The sequence below is a fragment of the Nonomuraea sp. NPDC004702 genome, assembly GCF_053601695.1.
In genome coordinates, this window is sequence record NZ_JBSGCE010000075.1 from 21118 (window position 1) to 39415 (window position 18298).

13 protein-coding genes and 3 pseudogenes are annotated in these 18298 nt (G+C 67.1%); 8 read left to right on the forward strand and 8 right to left on the reverse strand.

The annotated features are described in order from the left end of the window. Window positions 1-5: 5 nt before the first annotated feature. Window positions 6-1202 carry a putative cytokinetic ring protein SteA gene (gene steA, locus ACWEJ6_RS46670; protein ID WP_452431787.1) on the reverse strand — a complete coding sequence of 399 codons (1197 nt, stop codon included), beginning with the start codon at window positions 1200-1202 and terminating at the stop codon, window positions 6-8. Window positions 1203-3392: 2190 nt separating this feature from the next. Here steA and ACWEJ6_RS46675 point away from each other — a divergent pair. Beyond that, complete coding sequence (locus tag ACWEJ6_RS46675; RefSeq protein ID WP_452431788.1) at window positions 3393-4520, forward strand: IS5 family transposase; 1128 nt, start codon at window positions 3393-3395, stop codon at window positions 4518-4520. A gap of 1244 nt (window positions 4521-5764) precedes the next feature. After that, complete coding sequence (locus ACWEJ6_RS46680; protein WP_452431789.1) at window positions 5765-6655, forward strand: phosphotransferase family protein; 891 nt, start codon at window positions 5765-5767, stop codon at window positions 6653-6655. A 241-nt stretch (window positions 6656-6896) separates the two neighbouring features. Here ACWEJ6_RS46680 and ACWEJ6_RS46685 read toward each other — a convergent pair whose 3' ends face one another. Next, the gene (locus tag ACWEJ6_RS46685) at window positions 6897-7115 is read right to left on the reverse strand and encodes a hypothetical protein (protein WP_452431790.1); all 219 of its coding nucleotides are present in this window, start codon (window positions 7113-7115) and stop codon (window positions 6897-6899) included. Between ACWEJ6_RS46685 and ACWEJ6_RS46690 the strand changes: the two are divergent. Beyond that, window positions 7092-7565 (forward strand): annotated as a pseudogene (locus ACWEJ6_RS46690) (methyltransferase domain-containing protein); the annotation flags it as partial. The gene ACWEJ6_RS46685 and the pseudogene ACWEJ6_RS46690 overlap by 24 nt on opposite strands. 46 nt (window positions 7566-7611) lie before the next feature. Continuing rightward, window positions 7612-8610, forward strand: a complete 999-nt coding sequence (locus ACWEJ6_RS46695) for a methyltransferase domain-containing protein (RefSeq protein ID WP_452431791.1) — start codon at window positions 7612-7614, stop codon at window positions 8608-8610. A gap of 159 nt (window positions 8611-8769) precedes the next feature. On the opposite strand, the gene ACWEJ6_RS46700 is transcribed toward ACWEJ6_RS46695, so the two are convergent. Continuing rightward, entirely contained in the window at window positions 8770-8913 is a 144-nt protein-coding gene (locus ACWEJ6_RS46700; protein ID WP_452431792.1) for a LacI family DNA-binding transcriptional regulator, read from the reverse strand. A 230-nt stretch (window positions 8914-9143) separates the two neighbouring features. Here ACWEJ6_RS46700 and ACWEJ6_RS46705 point away from each other — a divergent pair. After that, window positions 9144-10379: pseudogene (locus ACWEJ6_RS46705) on the forward strand (IS110 family transposase). A 93-nt stretch (window positions 10380-10472) separates the two neighbouring features. Here the strand turns inward: ACWEJ6_RS46705 and ACWEJ6_RS46710 are convergent. The 4 genes from ACWEJ6_RS46710 to ACWEJ6_RS46725 form a co-directional block, all read right to left on the reverse strand. Further along, complete coding sequence (locus ACWEJ6_RS46710; RefSeq protein WP_452431793.1) at window positions 10473-11633, reverse strand: Gfo/Idh/MocA family protein; 1161 nt, start codon at window positions 11631-11633, stop codon at window positions 10473-10475. Next, entirely contained in the window at window positions 11626-12414 is a 789-nt protein-coding gene (locus tag ACWEJ6_RS46715) for a hypothetical protein (RefSeq protein ID WP_452431794.1), read from the reverse strand. The genes ACWEJ6_RS46710 and ACWEJ6_RS46715 overlap by 8 nt, the downstream gene beginning before the upstream one ends. After that, complete coding sequence (locus ACWEJ6_RS46720; RefSeq protein WP_452431795.1) at window positions 12411-12536, reverse strand: hypothetical protein; 126 nt, start codon at window positions 12534-12536, stop codon at window positions 12411-12413. The genes ACWEJ6_RS46715 and ACWEJ6_RS46720 overlap by 4 nt, the downstream gene beginning before the upstream one ends. 468 nt (window positions 12537-13004) lie before the next feature. Further along, window positions 13005-13223: a DUF4190 domain-containing protein gene (locus ACWEJ6_RS46725; RefSeq protein ID WP_452431796.1), complete on the reverse strand. Its 219-nt coding sequence runs from the start codon at window positions 13221-13223 to the stop codon at window positions 13005-13007. Window positions 13224-13871: 648 nt separating this feature from the next. Here ACWEJ6_RS46725 and ACWEJ6_RS46730 point away from each other — a divergent pair. Beyond that, window positions 13872-14975 carry a hypothetical protein gene (locus ACWEJ6_RS46730; protein ID WP_452431797.1) on the forward strand — a complete coding sequence of 368 codons (1104 nt, stop codon included), beginning with the start codon at window positions 13872-13874 and terminating at the stop codon, window positions 14973-14975. Between the two features lie 114 nt (window positions 14976-15089). Here ACWEJ6_RS46730 and ACWEJ6_RS46735 read toward each other — a convergent pair whose 3' ends face one another. Beyond that, window positions 15090-15833 carry a GNAT family N-acetyltransferase gene (locus ACWEJ6_RS46735; RefSeq protein ID WP_452431798.1) on the reverse strand — a complete coding sequence of 248 codons (744 nt, stop codon included), beginning with the start codon at window positions 15831-15833 and terminating at the stop codon, window positions 15090-15092. 618 nt (window positions 15834-16451) lie between these two features. Between ACWEJ6_RS46735 and ACWEJ6_RS46740 the strand changes: the two genes are divergently transcribed. Continuing rightward, window positions 16452-17495 carry a serine hydrolase domain-containing protein gene (locus ACWEJ6_RS46740; RefSeq protein WP_452431799.1) on the forward strand — a complete coding sequence of 348 codons (1044 nt, stop codon included), beginning with the start codon at window positions 16452-16454 and terminating at the stop codon, window positions 17493-17495. Between the two features lie 498 nt (window positions 17496-17993). Continuing rightward, a pseudogene (locus ACWEJ6_RS46745) lies at window positions 17994-18298 on the forward strand (hypothetical protein); the annotation flags it as partial.

Consider the following 18298-nt stretch of genomic DNA (forward strand, 5'->3'; position numbering starts at 1 on the left):
ACCAGTCATGAGAACGGCTCAACCAGCCAGGAGGTGAGATCATTCCACAGGTCCAACAACCCGGTGATCCACACACGCCCAACTGGGGTCACGCTCACAGCCACACAAATTGTGATCAGCCCAGTAAGGATCAAGGCCAACAGCGATGCCCAGGATACCCGGCTCTGATAGAGCCTGCTGACCCCCTTGGCATCTACCAGCTTGCTGCCGACGCGGAGTCTGGTAAGCAACGTGCTGGCCATCCCGGGACGGCCCTTGTCGAGGAACTCCTCGAGCGTCAGGTGCGTACCGACGGCCACGATGAGCTCGGCTCCCTTCTCATCTGCCAGCAGAATGGCGATGTCCTCACTCATGGCGGTCGCCGGGAAGAGTACCGCGTCCAACCCCAGTTGCTGGACCCGTGCCAGCCCAGGCGCGCGACCATCGCGAAAAGCGTGCACAACAAGCTCAGCACCGCATGCGAGCGCCGTGGCGGAGACTGAGTCGAAGTCGCCGATGATCAGCTCGGGTAGGTAACCTGCCTCGATTAGGGCATCCGCGCCGCCGTCAACACCGATGAGGACGGGGTGATACTCCCGGATATAAGGCCGCAGGGTCGCGAGGTCCTCTTTGTAGTGGTAGCCACGCACGACGACGAGGGCGTGCCTGCCTCTCAGCCTGGTACGAAGTTCGGGCACGCCAACGCCATCAATGAGCAGGTTGCTCTCCTTACGGATGTATTCCATGGTGTTGGTGACAAAGCCCTCGATCTGCTCCGCCAGCCCACCACGGGCCCACGCCATGGCGCCTTCGATGCTGCTGGACGTCTGCACCTCGCCCTGGCCGACTACGCGGCCTTGGAAATACACCATGCCATCATGGATGCGGATGACGTCGCCGTCTTTGACGCGCTCGAACAGTTCCGGCGTGGCGTTGTCGACGAAGGGGCGGGCGGACTCGACGATGATCTGCGGCCCCTGGTTCGGATAGCGCCCACTGATGCCCGGTGCGACGTTGATCACAGCTGCCACACCACGCGCCACAAGCGCCTCCGCGCCTACCCGGTCAAGGTCGGCGTGGTCAATAATCGCGATTTCGCCCGGATTGAGGCGTTTGGTGAGATCCTTCGTACGCCGGTCGATTCTCGCCACTCCGGTGATGCCGGGAAGGGGGGCGGCCCTTCGCGTGCGCAGGCTTAGCGTTCGGCTCCCAGAGGGGTTCATCGTGACATCCTGCCAGAGGCGACGCCGGCGCAATCCCACAGAGCACTATCGCGTCCGTTTTGCCGTGAAGAATCCCATGGGCTGTTGTATCCGGCGTTTCCTCGCGGAACACTGAGCCCTTTCCATCCTCCTTGCCCAGCTTTCCTGAGCCGGACTGATGACGAATCCATCAGTTCGGCTCAGCTGCCGGGGGTCCGCGCCTCGTCGTAGGCCACAGGGTCCGTCTTCGCCAGCCACCGCTCCTGGCCTGCGACAATAGGACGAATAGGGCTCACTCCCACACCGGCCGGCCATCCCCAGATCCGCTCCGTGTTCATCCCCGCCGGCCCCGCCGGCTAAATCCGCCAAAAGCCCGGCGACGGATCTTCTAGCGGCACACCTTGGTGGAATGTCCTTCTCCTGCCCCGACACCTACCCCGCTGGTTCCTTCATACCTTTGAGGAACGCGGCACTAGTTTCCTTGCCTGAAGTCGTTACGCTGGCCACATGGAACGTAAAGGCGTGAGCGAGACGCTCCTGTCCGCGCCAGTCGACCTCGAAGCGCTTCGATGAGCACACCATGGCATGGACGCGGATCCTGGCCACGACGGCGCTACGGAGCTGACCTGAACCTTGAGACAGCCGCTTGATTCCTTCGAAAATCATAGAGCTCTCTGTTGCCCGCATCCTTGAGCAAGGGGAGAAGCCGCTGGTGAGCCTTGCTGGCCGCATCACCGCATGGAAAACACGCGCGGCCCAACTAGCCAAGGCAGCCAAAGGCATTCGAGCCCGAAGCGAGTAGGGCCATCGGATCACGCTCGGCCTACCCAAAACGGCTACCTCCTCGACGCGTAGCGTCTGGAAGGCAGCAGGTAGGGGATGCCGAGTCCTGGACGAGGAAAGAGAAAAACGAGTGTGAGTGAACGGACAGAGGTAGTCGTCGAAGTCTGGCCTGTATCGGCTGACAGCATCGGGCTCTGGCTGATAAGTGGGAATCGCGCGTGGCGTTCGGAGGCCGTTCGCCGGAGCGGCGATCCTCACACTGCTGCCACCGATCTTCTGACTGCGAATGGCGCTTTAAGGGAGGTCAAGCTACTGCACTCCACGTCATGGCGCGCGGAGGACGCGACGGTTGTCCTAACTTACGTCGCCGTCATCGAATGCGGCGAGTTCGCGCGAGATAGATGGGGAAACGCGACGCCCATTAGCCCAGATCTTCCGGCTGCCGTAGGCAAGCCGGTTCCCGTAAAAGCGACAGAAGCGCCTATCCCTCGTTCCATTGACGTGCTCATGCACGGCCTGAGACATCTACAGTTCCTGATGCAAACAGATGCCGCGGCTAGATCGGCGCTTTATGGGCGGTGGCCAGGCTATCTAGCGGCCTTCCGGCCAGCGCTCGCGGGCATGTACGACCATCAGCACGGGCAAGAGCCGATCACGCTCCCAAAGGGACAAGACGCACAATAACTCCCCCACGGCCGCGAAAGGCGGGTCATTAGTTATGTCAGACAAAGATTCACTAGACAGGCTGCACATACAGCAACGCGCCGTGGATGAGCTCAGGTCCCTGTTGGCGCGCACCGTAAACGAGAATCTACCAGTGATTAGCTGGTCGATTCAGAGCGATCCCAAGGAAACCGCGCTCATCGGTACATGTGATGCGAGCAACGCCGAGAATCGGCGTAGAGACTTCGACACGTGGCGAGCGGCATTGAACGCGTCCACGCTCTCAAGCAGGAGAAACTGCGACGGGGAAGAGCAACTGCGAGCCTCAATCACTGACAACTACACTGATATAACGATCACGCTCATCGCCATCACCTAGTGTCCAGCTTTTCTCATCACGCGCGCGGCTTTCGCGAAACCATGGGTCGTGACGGTCCGTCGTATCGGGTGTACGACCAAGACATGCGGTACCGGCAAGGGACAGGGCATGCTCCCGCCGTTCTTGTTCGGCGGGAGCATGCGTGCCGAACAAGAAGGGCGGGAGTTGTTACGGCGGGAGGCAGCCAGGCAGTTGAGGCAGGACGGCGCGCCTGGGGAAATTGCTTGGCGAACTAAGAGCCTGCTGACGAAGGGCTTTGGTGTTCCGCGGGGAGGGTCAGGAGAGCGCCGGGGTGTGGTCATGAGTGAGTAGTTGACCCGTAAGCAGGAGCGGGCTCCCGGTAGCTGAGGTGTTGTCTAAGCAGCTCAGCGGCCAGGAGCCCGTGGTTGTCTGTCTACACGCCCGTGACCGTGGACGCCAGCGGTTGCGCTTCACCGGGGTGCGAATGTCGCGGCCGGAAACCGGCATACCCATCCGATCTGGCCGATGCCGAATGGTCGGTGCTGGAGTCCGAGGCGCGGGCGATGATGGCCGAGTTAGTCGTGGTCACGGGCCGGCCGATGGTGCATGACCTGCGCGCGATGTTGGACGCGATCGGTTATGTGACGCGGTACGGGATCGAGTGGCGGGCCCTGCCGGTCGACTTCCCGCCGCACGAGGCGGTGTATGCGTTCTTCCTGCGCTGGTCCAGGCGTGGCCTGCCTGAACGGTTGGCCGGGCGGCTGCGCGGTCGGCTGCGCATCCTGGCCGGACGGGGTGAGCTTCCCACCGCCGGATGTCTCGACTCCCAGACCGTCAGGGCGGCCGAGACCGTCGGGGCGCCGGTCTGTGGTTACGACGCGGGCAAGAAGCTGAAGGGGCAGAAGCGGCATGTCGTGGTCGACACGCTCGGGCTGCTGTTGTGTGTGATCGTCACCGCCGCGTCGGTGCAAGATCGTGACGCCGCGCATCCGGTGCTGGCGCTGCTGCGGGAGAAGTTCTCCACCCTCCGTCTGGTCTGGGCTGATGGCGGCTACGCCGGACGGTTGCAGGCCTGGGCCGGGCAGGTCCTGGCTCTGGCCGTCGCGATCGTCAGACGCAGCGACGACCTGCGCGGCTTCGTCGTGCTGCCTCGCAGGTGGGTGGTGGAGCGGACGTTCGCCTGGCTGGTCCGCTACCGCCGCTTGGTACGCGTCTACGAGCGCAGACCTGACCACCACGAGGCCATGATCTGGTGGGCCACCGTGCACCAGATGACCCGCCGCCTGACGCGCGAACTGACAGGTCGGCCCCCCAGCAGTCGCTGGAGTGACCCGCCGCTGCTTCCGCACCTGTCCAGCCCCGACCGGCGCGGCAAGGTCCTGCAACTGTTGGCCGCCCAGCCCTGGCGGGCCTGGAAGGGCAGCGAACTTGCCGCCTTCCTCGGGATCGAGAACGTCAACAGCTTCCGTGTCCAACTGTCCCAATGGTCCCACCAGGGCTACATCAACAAGATCGGTCCTGCCCTCTACGGCCCGATGCCCACCAGCACTTAAGCCTTCGTCAGCAGGCTCTAACAGGAGCGCGAGCGGACGATGACCAGGTGACGGGAGGCCGCCAGAGAGCGGCGTCGAGGCGCGACGGCCCAAGGGGTCCGCAATGCCGCAGAAGCTGTCCAGCCGGTGATGGGCGCCTTTGGAGGCCGGGCGCACGAGTTCACGATGATTCGGTGCTGGGCGCGGAGGCGCCCGCTCAGAGAATCCATGACCTAACGCGCTGGAACATGCGGGAGCACAAGGGAGAATGAGCCGATCCGAGCCTGATGGTGCTGGACACCCGGAGCATCCGCGGGGCGGCTGAGGCCCTCGCCACCACGACACGCAGGGAGGCGGCCAAGAATATTCCTGGCGGCGAGAGGGTTGGCCGCGGACGTGTTCGGCCTGGTCATCGCGGTGGTAGTGCTGGCCGCCTCCGCGTGCGAGAACATCGCCGGGGCCGCTCCGCTGGACGGGTCGCAGCCTAGACCTCCAGCATGGTGACCAAAGCCCGCGGTCGACCAGGGGTCCACGAGCACGGTCGTCGACCACGGGACGGGGCTCGGGATCGACGTGGAGACCATCGAACGCGACCCCTCCGACCGGGGGACTGTTTCCAGCCGAATCGATGGATCGCCGAGCGGCCGTACGGCACCTTGATGTCGTACCGGCGCCTGATCCGTGAGGATGAAAGCCCGCCGGCCAGCCCTGAATCACGGGTGTACCGGGCGATGACCGATGTGATGTCTCGCCGGCTCACCCGCGCGCCCGCACTGTCGTGGCGTCGATATGACCTGGCAAGCTGAACGGGAACCGGATCCACGCATGTGGCCGTTGAACAAGATCGACGCCCCGAGGGGCCCCTGACCCGTTAGATCGAGCGGGCCCAGGTGGAAATCGATGCCATGACCGCGCGCTTCAGTGAACCGCACGAAGTGATCGAGCGCCAGCGGATCATCCACAAACTGCCCGCTGTCCCTGTCCGACGAGTCCAGGTCTGAGCCGGCCTCACCGCCTCCCGTGGTCCCTGACCACCCCGCCTGGAAGTGGCGGGTGTGACATGATCCGGCCCATCGTCGACTACACAGAGAGATGATGGTAACTCTTCGCAGCCGTATATGGACATCTGGGTACTGGGCGCCAAGGTGACAGGAGGCTCCCGCCTTCGGCCGGGTACTGCTCCATGTGCGATCAGTGCCAAGGGTGCCGCGTCGACAGCCTCAAGTAGGCAGCGACGCGGATAGGGGCGGCGTACAGTGCGGCACATGATGTACCGGTGGGAGGAGCTCCCTGAGGAGGCGCGGGATGCGGTCACGTCCGCGTGCGGGCCGATCCGGCACGTGGTCAGCCTGCCGAGTGGGCTCACCTCGGGGGTGGCTGTACGGCTGGCCACCCTCTCGGGGTTGAGGTTTCTGAAGGCCCTGCCGGATGACTCACCGTCCGCCGACCTCTACCAGCGTGAACGCCGGGTAGCGGCCGCCCTGCCCGCGACGGTGCCCACCCCACAGATGTTGAGGGGTGGACACACCGCCGGATGGGTGTGGCTGCTGTTCGAGCACGTTAACGCTATCCGCGCAGTGGATCTCTCGCCTGGCTCGCACGATGTCGCCGAGGTCGTCGAAATGGTCGGTGTCTTGGGCGGCACGCTCACCCCGAACCCCGGCGCCGGCGTGCCGCCGGTCAGCGACAACGTGGAGTTCCTGCGAAAGCGAGCTGACGCCCTGCTGGCCGATCCTCCCGGCGATCTGAAGTGCCTCGACGCCTACCGTGCCGCTCGCGTCAAGCTCGACGTCGAGGCTTTCGCCGGGGACACCCTCCTGCACGCCGACCTGCGGGAGGGGACCCTCGTGGCCACCGAGCGCGGCATACGCGTCATCGACTGGGGGCTCGCCTGTCAAGGCGCCGCCTGGGTCGAGACCGCGCTACTCATCCCCCGCCTGATTCTCACCGGACATGCTCTCCCGCAGGTCGAGGCCATCGCCTCCCAGGTGCCTGCCTACAAGAGCGCCCCCGAAGACGCGGTGACCGCGCTCGTCGCCGTGTGGTCCCTGTTCCACGAATTCGTCGCCCGCCGCGGCCCTCTGCCAATCCGCGCCGCCCGCGCTCGCGCGGCCGCCGCCGGGAGGGCATGGGTGGAGTACCGCGCCGGACTGTAGCCGTACAACGCGAGCAGCCCCCTGCCGGACGCGCCGTAGATCGAGCGGGGCAGTGATGGCGACGTCCCGCCCCTGGAGCTTCAAGCTGGAGCCTGCCATTGCCAGGACCTGGCGGTAGCCCTATGGTCGCGGCGAGACATGACCCGAGGTAAGGAGACGGCGTGGCTGGACAGCGCAAGGGTGAGATGGACGCGCCCGAGGGCCACATCGACAAGCTCATCTCCGCTCTGGACCCTGAAGCTCAAGGGATATCGCGGAGACCGTCGAAGCCGCCGTTCGCGCGGTCCCCCGCCACCTGTTCGTCCCGGACGTAGGCGTGGTCGCTAGCGGCAGCGAGCCGTTCCTGATCGACCGCGACACCGACCCTGATGCCTGGTGGAACGCGGTCGCCGCACACGAGCCGATCATCACGCAGCTTGACGACGGTGGCACGCCGCTGACGGCGCTCACCGGCGCCCACACGTCATCCTCGTCGTCTCCCGCCACCGTCGCGGACCTGCTCACCCATCTTCGCTTGGAACCGGGCATGCGGGTCCTGGAGATCGGCACAGGCACCGGTTGGACGGCAGCGCTGCTGTCCCACCTGGCGGGGCAGGACAATGTCACGTCGATCGAGGTCGACCCGGCTGTCGCGGAGCAAGCAGGCGAGAACCTCGCCGCGGCCGGCCATCATCCGGTGCTGGTAGTCGGCGACGGCGCGGACGGCCACCTCGAGGGGGCCCCGTACGATCGAGTGCACGTCACCTGCGGCATCCGCGACATTCCGTACGCTTGGGTCGAACAATGCAGGCCCGGCGCGGTCATCGTGCTGCCATGGCATCCAGGATTCGGCGCCAGCCATGCCCTCCGGCTGGAAGTACAGGAGGACGGGACCGCCCGCGGCCGCGTCGTCGGCGGCGCCTCCTACATGATGCTCCGCTCCCAGCGCATGCGCCCTGACAAGAAGCTCGAACAGGATGAGGAGCCGCGGCGCTACTGGACGGCTCTGGATCCGCGCGCCCTGGACGCCCTGTCGGCTGGCGCTGATCTGGCGATCAGCGCCCTTACCGGGCTGTACTCCAGCACCGGGTCCGGCGTGGACCAGGACGGCGAATGGTCCTGCCTGTGGGTATCCGACCCCGGGCACCGTCGCGGACCTGCTCGGTTGGCTGGCCCCCGAGCCGGGCATGCGCGTGCTCGAGGTGGGCACAGGTACCGGCTGGACGGCGGCGCTGCTGTCGCATCTGGTCGGCGAGGAGAACGTCACCTCGATCGAGGTGGACGTGGCGGTAGCGGAGCAGGCGGCGAAGAATGTGAGCGCCGCGGGCTTCCAACCCAACCTGGTCGTCGGCGACGGCGCCATCGGGTTCTCTGATCGGGCGCCATATGACCGGGTACACGTCACTTGCGGTGTTCACACGATGCCGTACACGTGGGTGGCGCAGTGCCGGCCGGGAGCGGTGATCGTGGCCCCGTTCTCGACCGAGTGCGGTGCGGACGTGGCGGTGTGCCTGTCCGTGGGCGAGGACGGAACGGCGGAAGGGCGCTTTCCGGGACTGGCGTCGTACATGATGATGCGTTCCCAGGATGGCACCCGTGCTGACGATGATGATGGCGGCGGGCGCCGCTCTACCACCTCGACGGACCCGCGTGTGATCGCAAGCGCACCCGCGGGTGCGGCCTTGGCCATGTCCGGGCTGACTGGTCTGCACGTGCGGACAAGCCACGATGGCGGCCGGTTTGTGCTGTACGTGCTCGACCCCGCCGATCCGTCCACGTGGGCCGCGGTAGTGCACAACCCAGGCGGTGACCATGTCGCCTATCAGCTCGGGTCCCGCCCCGTTGGGGACCTCCTCGTGGACGCGTACACGCGATGGCGGGACTGGGGCGAACCCGACTTCGACCGGTTCGGCCTCACGGTCGACCCTGAAGGTCAGCGCGTCTGGCTGGACTCACCAGACAACGTACTCCCCTGACAGCGCGGAACCAGAATGGGCCAGCCCACCGTAGGTGACCCGGCCTCCCACGCCCCGCCGCCGTACCTTTTACGCGGGTGCCACGGCATCCCGTGGCGGAGGTGGGCCGCCGGATCGAGGTCCCCTGGATCTCTGACAGCTACACGAGTAAGTCCTCCGTCAGGTTGGTGGTCGTAGGCGATGATGTGCGGCCACTTTGTCGCGGGTCCGCGCGCTCACCCCGCCTGGATCGGACAGGGCGCGCGAGACCGTGGACGGCGACAGGCCGCACGCCTGGGTGGCATCGGCCAGCGTGACGGTCATGGGCGTCCCTAAGATCGATTTGTCTGGAGTGAGTCGCTCTGGATGCCCAGGACGACGGGGTGTGGCTGATGGGTGTCCGCTGCTGCTGTTGTAGCTTGGAGGGAATAGCCGCCCCGTCGTTCTGGACGCCCTGGCCGCTGATTGAGATCTGATGCGAATCGTCGCTGTTTAGGGACCTGCCGGCGGGGTCGTCCACGGGGATCACCCGCGGAAATGAGAAGGCGGGCCGGGTGACGGCGACGAGCGTGTGGATCGGCATCGACGCGGGCGAGAGCAGCCACCATGCTGCGGCGATCGACACGGCGGGCAAGAAACCGTGGTCGGTCAAAGTCGGCAACGGCCAGCGGCAGATCGAGGAGCTGATCGAGCGTGCCACGGCGACAGCCGCCAAGACCGGCGGCCAGGTGCGGTGGGCGGTGGATCTGATCAGCCCGCCCGCCGCGTTGCCGCTGGCCGCCTTGCTGACCAGCGTCCAGAACGTGGTCTACGTGCCCGGCCGGATGGTCAACGACATGGCCGGGATCTTCCGCGGCGAGGGCAAGACCGACGCCAAGGACGCCCGGATCATCGCCGACACCGCCCGCATGCGCGGCGACCTGACCTAGGTGACCGAGGTGACCGCGACCGACGAGCTGGTGGTCGAGCTGACCCGGCTGACCTCCTACCGCGCCGATGCGATGGCCGACTGGGTACGTGGCGTGAACCGGCTGCGCGACCTGCTCACCAGCATCTTCCCCGCTTTGGAGGCCAGCTTCGACTTCTCCACCCGCTCGGCGCTGATCCTGGTATCTGGCCATTGCACGCCCGAGGAGATCCGGCAAGCCGGCCATGAGGGCCTGGCCGCCTTCCTGACCGAGAGCGGCGCGTGGCGCAGGGGCCTCGACACCATGGCCACGACCGCGCTGGCGGCGGCGGCCTCGCAGACCGTCGCGCTGCCCGGCGAGGCCACCACGGCGATCCTGGTCAAGAAGCTCGCCCGGCAGCCGCTCGGACTGGACCGGGAGATCAAGGACACCGACAAGCTGATCGCCCAGCGGTTCCGCACCCACCCGCGGGCCCATGTCATCGAGAGCCTGCCCGGGATGGGCCCGCTGCTCGGCGCCCAGTTCATCGTCGCGACCGGCGGCGACGTTCGGGGCATGTTCACTCACGCGGGGCGTCTGGCCTCCTACGCCGGGCTGGCGCCCGTGCCACGCGACTCGGGCCGGGTCACCGGCAACAACCGCGGGCCCAAGCGGTTCAACCGGCCGCCGCGCCAGGTGTTCTCCATGGCCGCGCTGTCCAGCATCCGCGCCGACGGTCTCTCGCGAGCCTTCTATCAGCGCAAACGGGATGAGAACAAGCTTCATACCCAGGCCCTACTCGCTCTGGCGCGCCGACTGGTCGACGTGCTGTGGGCTCTGCTGCGCGACAACCGGGTCTTCTCCCCAGTCCCGCCGCGGCAGGTCACGGCTCTCGCCGCTTGACATGGTCATTGAGATTCCTTCCCTCACGAGTGCGACGCTAGGGCGAGCGGTCGCGCGTGGTTTCCGGATGTACGGCTCTCTCTGTCGCTTCCATCAGGGGCGACCGCTGGCGAGAAGGGCTTCGATGTCCACGGGCTGACCGGTCTGGGACGAGCGCCGGACGGCCTCGCCGACCGCCACGGCCCTGGCGCCGTCCCGGCTTCCGGCGCGCAGGCCGAGCGGGTCGTCGCCGTCGCCGGCGAACAGATCGCGGACGAGGAGTTCGTCGGCGCCGAGATGCCTCCCGGCCTCTCCCTCGACCACGATCTCCCGCCGGTCGCCGAACATCGGATACAGGACGATCGGCTCGGGCGGGCCCGCGGCCCGTCTGCCGTATTCGAGCGTGGCCTCGATGCGGCCGTGCGTGCCGTTGATCCCCAGGCGGTAGCCCTCCCACGGTGCGGAGAACTGGATGCTGTACGACAGATGAGCGCCGCCACGGTAGCGCACGAGGGCCGCGTAGTTGTCCTCGATGTCGATCTCCGTGTCGTAGATGTGACCGAGGGGGCTGTCGGGCAGCGACACGCCTTCCTCGGCCCAGCGCCGCCGGTAGGGGTCGTCGGCCGCGTGCGGGCTGCCGGCGCCGTAGTAGGCGCGCGAGCCGTACCCGAAGACCTGCACGGGCACGTCGGCCAGCCACCAGCCGACCAGGTCGAAGTGGTGGCAGCTCTTGTGCACCTGGAGGCCGCCGGAGAACTCGGCGCGGCGGTTCCAGCGCTGGAAGTAGCTGGCGCCGTGCAGGGTCTCGACGTTCCAGACGAGCTCGACGCCGACCACCCTGCCGATCTCGCCCTCCATGATCAGCCGCTTGACGGCCTGGTGGCGCGGGGCGTAGCGCAGGTTGTGGGTGACCCGCACCCTGCCGCCGGGGTCGGCGGCGACGATCCTGGCGGCGTCGCGGGCGGTGGTGACCATGGGCTTCTCCGACACCACCGCCAGGCCGCGGCCCAGGCCGGTGAGAACGGCCTCGGCGTGCGTGAAGTCGGGCCCGGCGACCAGCAGGGTGTCGGGGCGGGTCTCGGTGATCAAATCGTCCAGCCGTTCCGGCGGGTACCAGGGCAGGGCGGGATCGAGCTCGCGCACCCGGGCCTCGTCGGGGTCGCACACCGCGACGAGCTCGCCCGCCTCGGCGTAGGGGCCGCGCAGCGGGCGGACGAACACCGACATCGCCCGCCTGCTCAGCCCCGACAGCGCGTAGCGCCGGCGCTCAGCCACCGCTCACCGCCGGCTCGTCCAGGACCAGCGCGGCCGACTCGCGGTCGAGGAAGAGCCGCGCCCCTTCCTGCCCGCGCAGCCACGTGGCCGGGCAGTGCGCCCCGACCGGCCCGCGCAACACCGCCCGCACGGCCCGCGCCTTGCGCGCCTCCGGCACCACCGCCTGGACGTGCCGCGCCCCGAGCAGGGCCGGGACGGTCAGCGTGATGGCCGTGGCCGGAACCGCGTCGAACCCGTCGAAGCGCCCCTCCCCCACTTGGTGGTGCCAGGTGGGGGAGGTGAGGGTGATGACCCGCGCCCATCGGGGGTCGTCGCGGTCGGCGTTGTGCGCTCGTTGAAGGCCAGGTGCCCGTTCTCCTGGATGTTCAGGCAGACCAGGTCGAGTGGGACCTCGCGCAGCGACGCCTCGTAGCGGCGCGCGCTCGGCCTCGGGGTCGGCCGCGTCGCCGGCGATGTAGCGCACCCGAGCCGGGGCGAAGGGTTCCTCAATGTGCTCCCTGATCCAGCGGCGGAACGAGGCGGGGTGCCGAATGCCCACGCACTCGTCCATGTGGAAGATGGTCACCGCCTCCCCCGGCACCCACTCCTCGCGCGGAGCGGGGCCGAAGGCGAGCTGACAGTTGCCGGTGGCGATCACGACCCGGACGACGCCGGTGAGCGACACGCGCGAGCGCGGGACGGCGGCCGCGTGGCTCGCCGCCGCGACCGCCAGCGCCCGCTGGTCGGCGTACACGGCGACCGGGAGAGCTTCGGCGTCGAATCGGGCGAGAGGCTCGTTCACGTGGTGGTTTCCCTTCTGATGACGGCCGCCGCTCCGTGCCGGAGCAGGTCGCGCAGGTCGGCGAGGACCTGCCCGGTGAAGGCGGGTTCGTACAGCAGGTCCGCGCCGAACACTTCGGGCACTCGCGGTGTTTCCTCGGGCGGCAGCCAGCACGGCCGGTGGGCGAGCGGGTCGGAGACCTCCGCTCGGTTCCGGAAGCGGTGAGGTTCCACCCGTGCGCTCCGCTGTCCTGTGCGGACGCACGCCTGATCGCCGCCAACTTGATCGCGGGCCGCCAGGTAGATTCGAAAGTGGTGCAAGATGTCGCCCGCCACCCCGGCGATGGGCCGGGCGAGTTCATCTACCGGAGGCTCCACGTCTGTCTTCGACCTTGACGACTTCTCCCGAAGGCCCGAAACGCCACCACCACCGCCGCGCCCGGGATATTCCTCATCGTCCGATTGATTTCTCTGAGGTCACCTCAGTAGCGATGGCTGGTGGCGACGAGCCCTGTGGTCTGCGACGCGGCCCAAGCAACTGGCAGCCGACCCGGGCCGGTAGACGCGATATCAGCCCAGCTCAGGAGAGCCCGCCAGAGAGGATGAAAGGGCTCAGTGGTTCGCGCTGTATATGAGGAAGGCGACAGCCAGGCTAACCGCTAGATACCCCAAGACCAGGCCAGCCACGGCCAGACCGTCGCCTCGGCGCCGGCCCGCCCGGACCTCAGCGCGGGCCATGTGGCCAAAGAGTACGGCGAACAGTCCCGGGAACCCGTAGAGGCAGATGAAGACAACGCCAGCAACGCCGAAGATGAGACTTGTGATGGCCATTCCCGAGGTGGGAGGCAGCGGAGGGTGCGGGAGCCAGCCATTGGCGGGTGCGGGCGGCCCGTATGGCGGCCCAGGACGCGGGCCGTACGGCGATTGAGGAGGAATTGCCACTACAAATGTCTACCGGAGTGCGTCCAGGCTGTCGAGCCGTCAGATGGGCAGCCCCGCCTGACGGCGGGCGCGTTCAGCTCAGCCTCTGTCCACAGGCTGGATAGGCCCATGCCAGCAGACCTTAGCCAAGCATGAGCATAAGGACATGAGTAAGACGGCGAGACGAGCTCTGACCACCACCCAAGGCTTGGATGTCCCCCATTGATGGGCGTGGGCAGAGGATTAGGCTCTTATCTGCTATAGACATGGCTACCGGTTACAGATGGTCTATTGTAGCCGTGCTAGTGAAAGGGGCTCCCTGTAAGGCCTCGATCTTATTTAATTCTTGGATACGGTCCGCATGTCTCTGGCCGTTGCCGCAGCAGGCCGAGCGCCGGCTCGGGCAGGCGCTTGGGTAGCCATCCCGCCTCCGCCACCTGTCCGCGGCAATCGTCGAGGCTCGTACGGAGTTGAGATCAGGGGGATTGCCCGCGATATGGCTGGTGGTCTTGGTAGGCCATCGGGCGAACCGCGAGGATGGGCTCCCCTGCCAGGGGGATGGATGACACCATCGGATTGTTCCTCGATGTCGCCCCGTTCGATGACCTGCTACCGCTGTGGAGAGGCGAAGTGAACCGACGAGCCTTCCTGAGCGCCTCCGCCTGCTCAGCCGCCGCCGCGTTCCCCCTGGAGTACGCGCGTGACATCGCCGCCCGCACCAGCGCGGCCAGAACGGGGCTGACCGTCGGCATGGCCGAGGTCACCGCGGTACGCGACATGGTGGCCGCTTTCACGGAGATGGACGAACGCCACGGAGGGCGGCACGGCCGGACCGCGCTGATCCAGTACCTGCGCGACGACGTGCTCGCGCTGTGCCGAGGCCGCTTCCGTACCGAGCGGGTACGCCAGCAGATGCTCTCGGCCGCTGCCCGCGCCGTCCACCTGGCCGGGTGGAAGGCCTACGACGCCGGGCAGCAAGGCCTGGCCCAGCACTACTACCTGCGGTCCTACGTCTTGGCATCGGAGTCCGGGGTGGTCGGCCAGGACGGGTTCATTCTGCGCACCATGGCCACGCATGGCCTCAAGGCGAATCGCCCCGAGCACTGTCAGGGCCTGGCGGAGACCGGGCTGAACCGCGCGAAGGGCAAAGTGGACCCGGCCGCTGAAGCGCTGTTCCGCATCACGTACGCCAACGCTCTGGCCAAGGGCGGACAACGCGGTAAGGCGATCGAGGAAACCCGGCGGGCCCACGAGTTGCTGGCTCGCGGCAACGATGCGGACCTGCCGTTCTGGGCGCTGGCGTGGGGACCACCACAAGGGACCGTGCTGTCGCGGTCAGCCAAAGTGTTCCAAGCGCTGGGCGATATCCGCAACGCCGCCGAACAGTACGCCCAAGCTGCCGCGTGTCGCCCCGCTGCCACCTTCGCCCGCGTCATCGCGCTGGACCTGGTGGCGGAGGCCGAGCTTGTGCTCACCCAAGGAGACATCGAACAAGCCTGTGCCACATGGCACCGAGCCATGGACCACATGGACGGTGTCGCGTCCGCGCGCACTCGCACGGCTGTCGCGCGGATGCGAGGCGACCTGTCGCACTTCCGTGCGCGCGGTGTGCGCTGCGCTCAGCAGCTGGACGAGCGAGCCGTCGAGTTTCTACGCGCCTGATCACCTGCCGTGGCGAGAACTCCTCTGGGCGCGGGCGCTCCAGTACGGCGCGTCGCCTCCATCGTCGCCTGCGACGGCCTGGGCAAGCAGTCGCCTGGCCCAGGCTGACCGCGATCAGCTGCGTCCAGCGATGCCGAACAGATCGAGGCAGCGAGTCAGACCCGTCACCTCCACCGGGCCGCGGGCACCTCGCTTCCACGCGGCGGCGTCGATCGCCATCAGGTGCTGCGTGAGTCGCTCGCCATCCCGGGCCGAAACCCTGTGACCATTGTCCTGATAGCCGAGTTTTCGCGATACGGCCTCGGACGCGAGGTTGCCGTCGATGTATTCCGTCCGCGCTTCGGCCGCGCCGAGGTGGGTGAAGGCCAACTCGAGTACGGCCGTGCGGGCCTCGGTGCCGTACCCTCGGCCCTGATGGGCCAGACCGATCCAGGACCCGGTTTCGACGGTCCTGGTGATCGCGAAGTCTGTCGCCCACATGCTCTGCAAACCGATGGCGGTACCGTCCAGACGTATGGCCAGCTGAAGGTCCCAGCTGTCGGGTCGCCAATGGGCCAGTGCGCGCCAGTGCCGCTGCAGGAGTCCGCGTTCCCGTTCGGGAGATGAGGCGTAGAGGAAGGACCGCTGGAAACGGACCTGGCCGGGTGGCTGGATGACCGCGGCCGCCTCGAACAGACCCGCCAGGTCAGCGGGAGCGGGGACGGCAAGTTCAAGGCGTTCGGTAGCCAGGCGCAAGCCGAGCAGCGGCCACACCTCCACCAGCGTGGTGTCGTGGCGGGCGCGGTCCGCCTGAACGCTGTTGTCCGGAGGCCATTCTCCTGAGTGGGGGTTCTGGCCTTGGTGTCGGCTGCCGGTCACATCGCCTCCTCTTGCTTCGCTTGCCTGTCGCCCCTCATGACCACGTCGCCGGCTCGCGGGGGGCGCGGCGATGTCCTTCGAGGATCGCATCGGGAGGACGCGAGCCACGAACGAACGCGTTAGAAGGTGTCGCTCCCCCGCCATGAAGTCTCGCCGAAGGGGACAGCGTCACGGTCGCCATGCATCACCTCCCCCTCGACGGACTGGCGTCGTTGAGCTTGTTCCCGCGCTGGCCAGTACGCCTCGGGCGTAGGGCCGCTCGAGTGAGGTGAATGGCGAATAGGCGAGCTCGTCTTCAGTTGAGACGATGGAAGCCCTGCGGATCGATTGAGAAACGAAGAAGGTCTCGGCTGCGTCAAGCGGAGTTCTTCGGCCACCGCGGTGTGGCCGGGACGAGTTCGACCCACGGCAGGGCAGCGCCGGCTGCCTGCGCTACGTGCCGACCTGCGCACTGCTGGTGGCCTCCGCGACGCCGACGCTCCCGGCGTATTGTCACCACGGCCGCCGTGACCTCACCCAGCCAGCTGATCCGCCACCGTTGGCGTGTTCGGCCCGCGCTCCCCCACTCGGTCACTACGCTGGCCAGCACCGCCCGCATCCCGAAGAAAGGCCTAGCCGATGGCCCATCCCACCGATGAGATCACTCGCCTGCTGTCCGACGCGGTACGTCAGAAGATCTTTCCCGGTGCGGTCTGGGCCATCGGCGACGCTGACGCCACCCTTTTCTCCGGCCGCACCGGCCTGCTCGATCCAGCGCATCCCGAGGTTGAGATGAGCCTGGACACCGTCTTCGACGTGGCCAGCCTCACCAAGATCCTCGCCGTGTGGTCCGTCCTCGGCACGCTGTGGCAGGACCATGTCCTTCCCCTCGACGAAAAGCTGGCCACCTTCTGGCCTGAAGTGGCTGGCCGCCCGCTCGGTCAGGTCACCGCCCGCCAGTTGCTCACCCACACCGCGGGGGTTCCTCCGCGGGCCAACCTCAAGAATCTCTATGGCACCGACCCCCAGGCCATCCGCCTCGGCGTCTTGGCTGAAGCCCTGCATCGTCCTGCCAGCCAGGCCGTCGAATACACCGACCGCGCGGCCCTCATTCTGGGCTATCTCGCCGAGCATCTCACCGCCACTCCACTGGACCAACTCGCCCGCCAGCTCATCTGGCAACCCCTGGGGATGACCCACACTCACTTCGGCCCGCTGCCCACACCGATCGCGGCCCGATGCGCGCCCACCGAGTTCGACGGGGAGACCGGCGTCCATCTCAAGGGGGTCGCTCACGACTTCTCCGCCCGGCTGCTTGGTGGAGTCTGCGGCATCGCCGGTGTTTTCTCCACCTTGGACGACTTGGCGCTCTTCCAACGTCATTTGCTGACCCCGGGGCCAGGCCCGGCGCCCGTCCGGTTCGGGCACGCTTGGGTGAGCGAATCCCTGCGGGTGCACACTGGCGAACTAGCCCCGGCCCGCGGTCTGTTCTGGCACCCAGCCCCCGGCACCCGTCCTGAAGACGGCATCTACGTCCACTACGGGTTCACCGGCACCGCCATGTGGATCTCTACATCGCAGGAGCGATGGGCCGTGTTGCTCACTAATAAGCTCTTCTTCAGCCGGGACCGCGATCCGCTCATGACCGTCCGCGACACCTTTCGCGCACTGGCCTTCCAGTAACCTGATCACGCAGCCCCCGGCTGATGACAGCCTCCATAGGCCCGAAGATCCCACGAGTGGGAGCGTCAGAGGCTTGTCGGCGTAAGTCTTGAGCGGGATCGCGTTCCTGCGCGTCCCCCACCTGAGAGGGCTCCATGTTGACCATGTGGGCCGATGTAGAGGCCCCGCGACAAGCCCTTCGTCGCGAAACACCCCGTCCCGCAAGAAGCGGATTGACTGCGGATTCCTCCGGCGACCCGTCTTCCCGCGCACCCAGGCCTCCAATCAAGCCTCGGGTCTGGGCAAGCCGCGCCATCCAGCTCGTGTCCCCGGACCGCGCCTCGCTGATCATGAAACTCGCGCCTACGACCTCCCTTGCCGTAGTGAGAGCCGGTTGAACCTGCCCCGCCTTCGCCTTCTGGACCGGCTTTTCGCCGTCACTCAGCTTGAGCCTCTCCCTGCCCGGCAGTGAGCACATCCCTCATTCCTTGCGGACAATGATCCGCACAACGGGTTAGAGTGATCATCTTTCACGATGTCGCTCGCGCACTGCCAGGCGGCGGCTCGATCCGCGCCGGAATGGGATGGTCGGTCATGAAGGCCAAGGTGGAACGGCGGATCGCTGTGTTCGGTGCTGGGTACATCGGGCTGGTGACCGGCGCCTGTTTGGCGGAGCTCGGTCACCGAGTCGTGATCCGGGACATCGCTCCTGACAAGATTCGGCTTTTGCGGGCTGGCGCCCAGGCCAGGCCCGGTCTGCTGTTCACCGTCGTCGTGGTCGGCGGCATCGCGGTCATCGCCGCGCCCTGGCTGGCCGGCCTGTG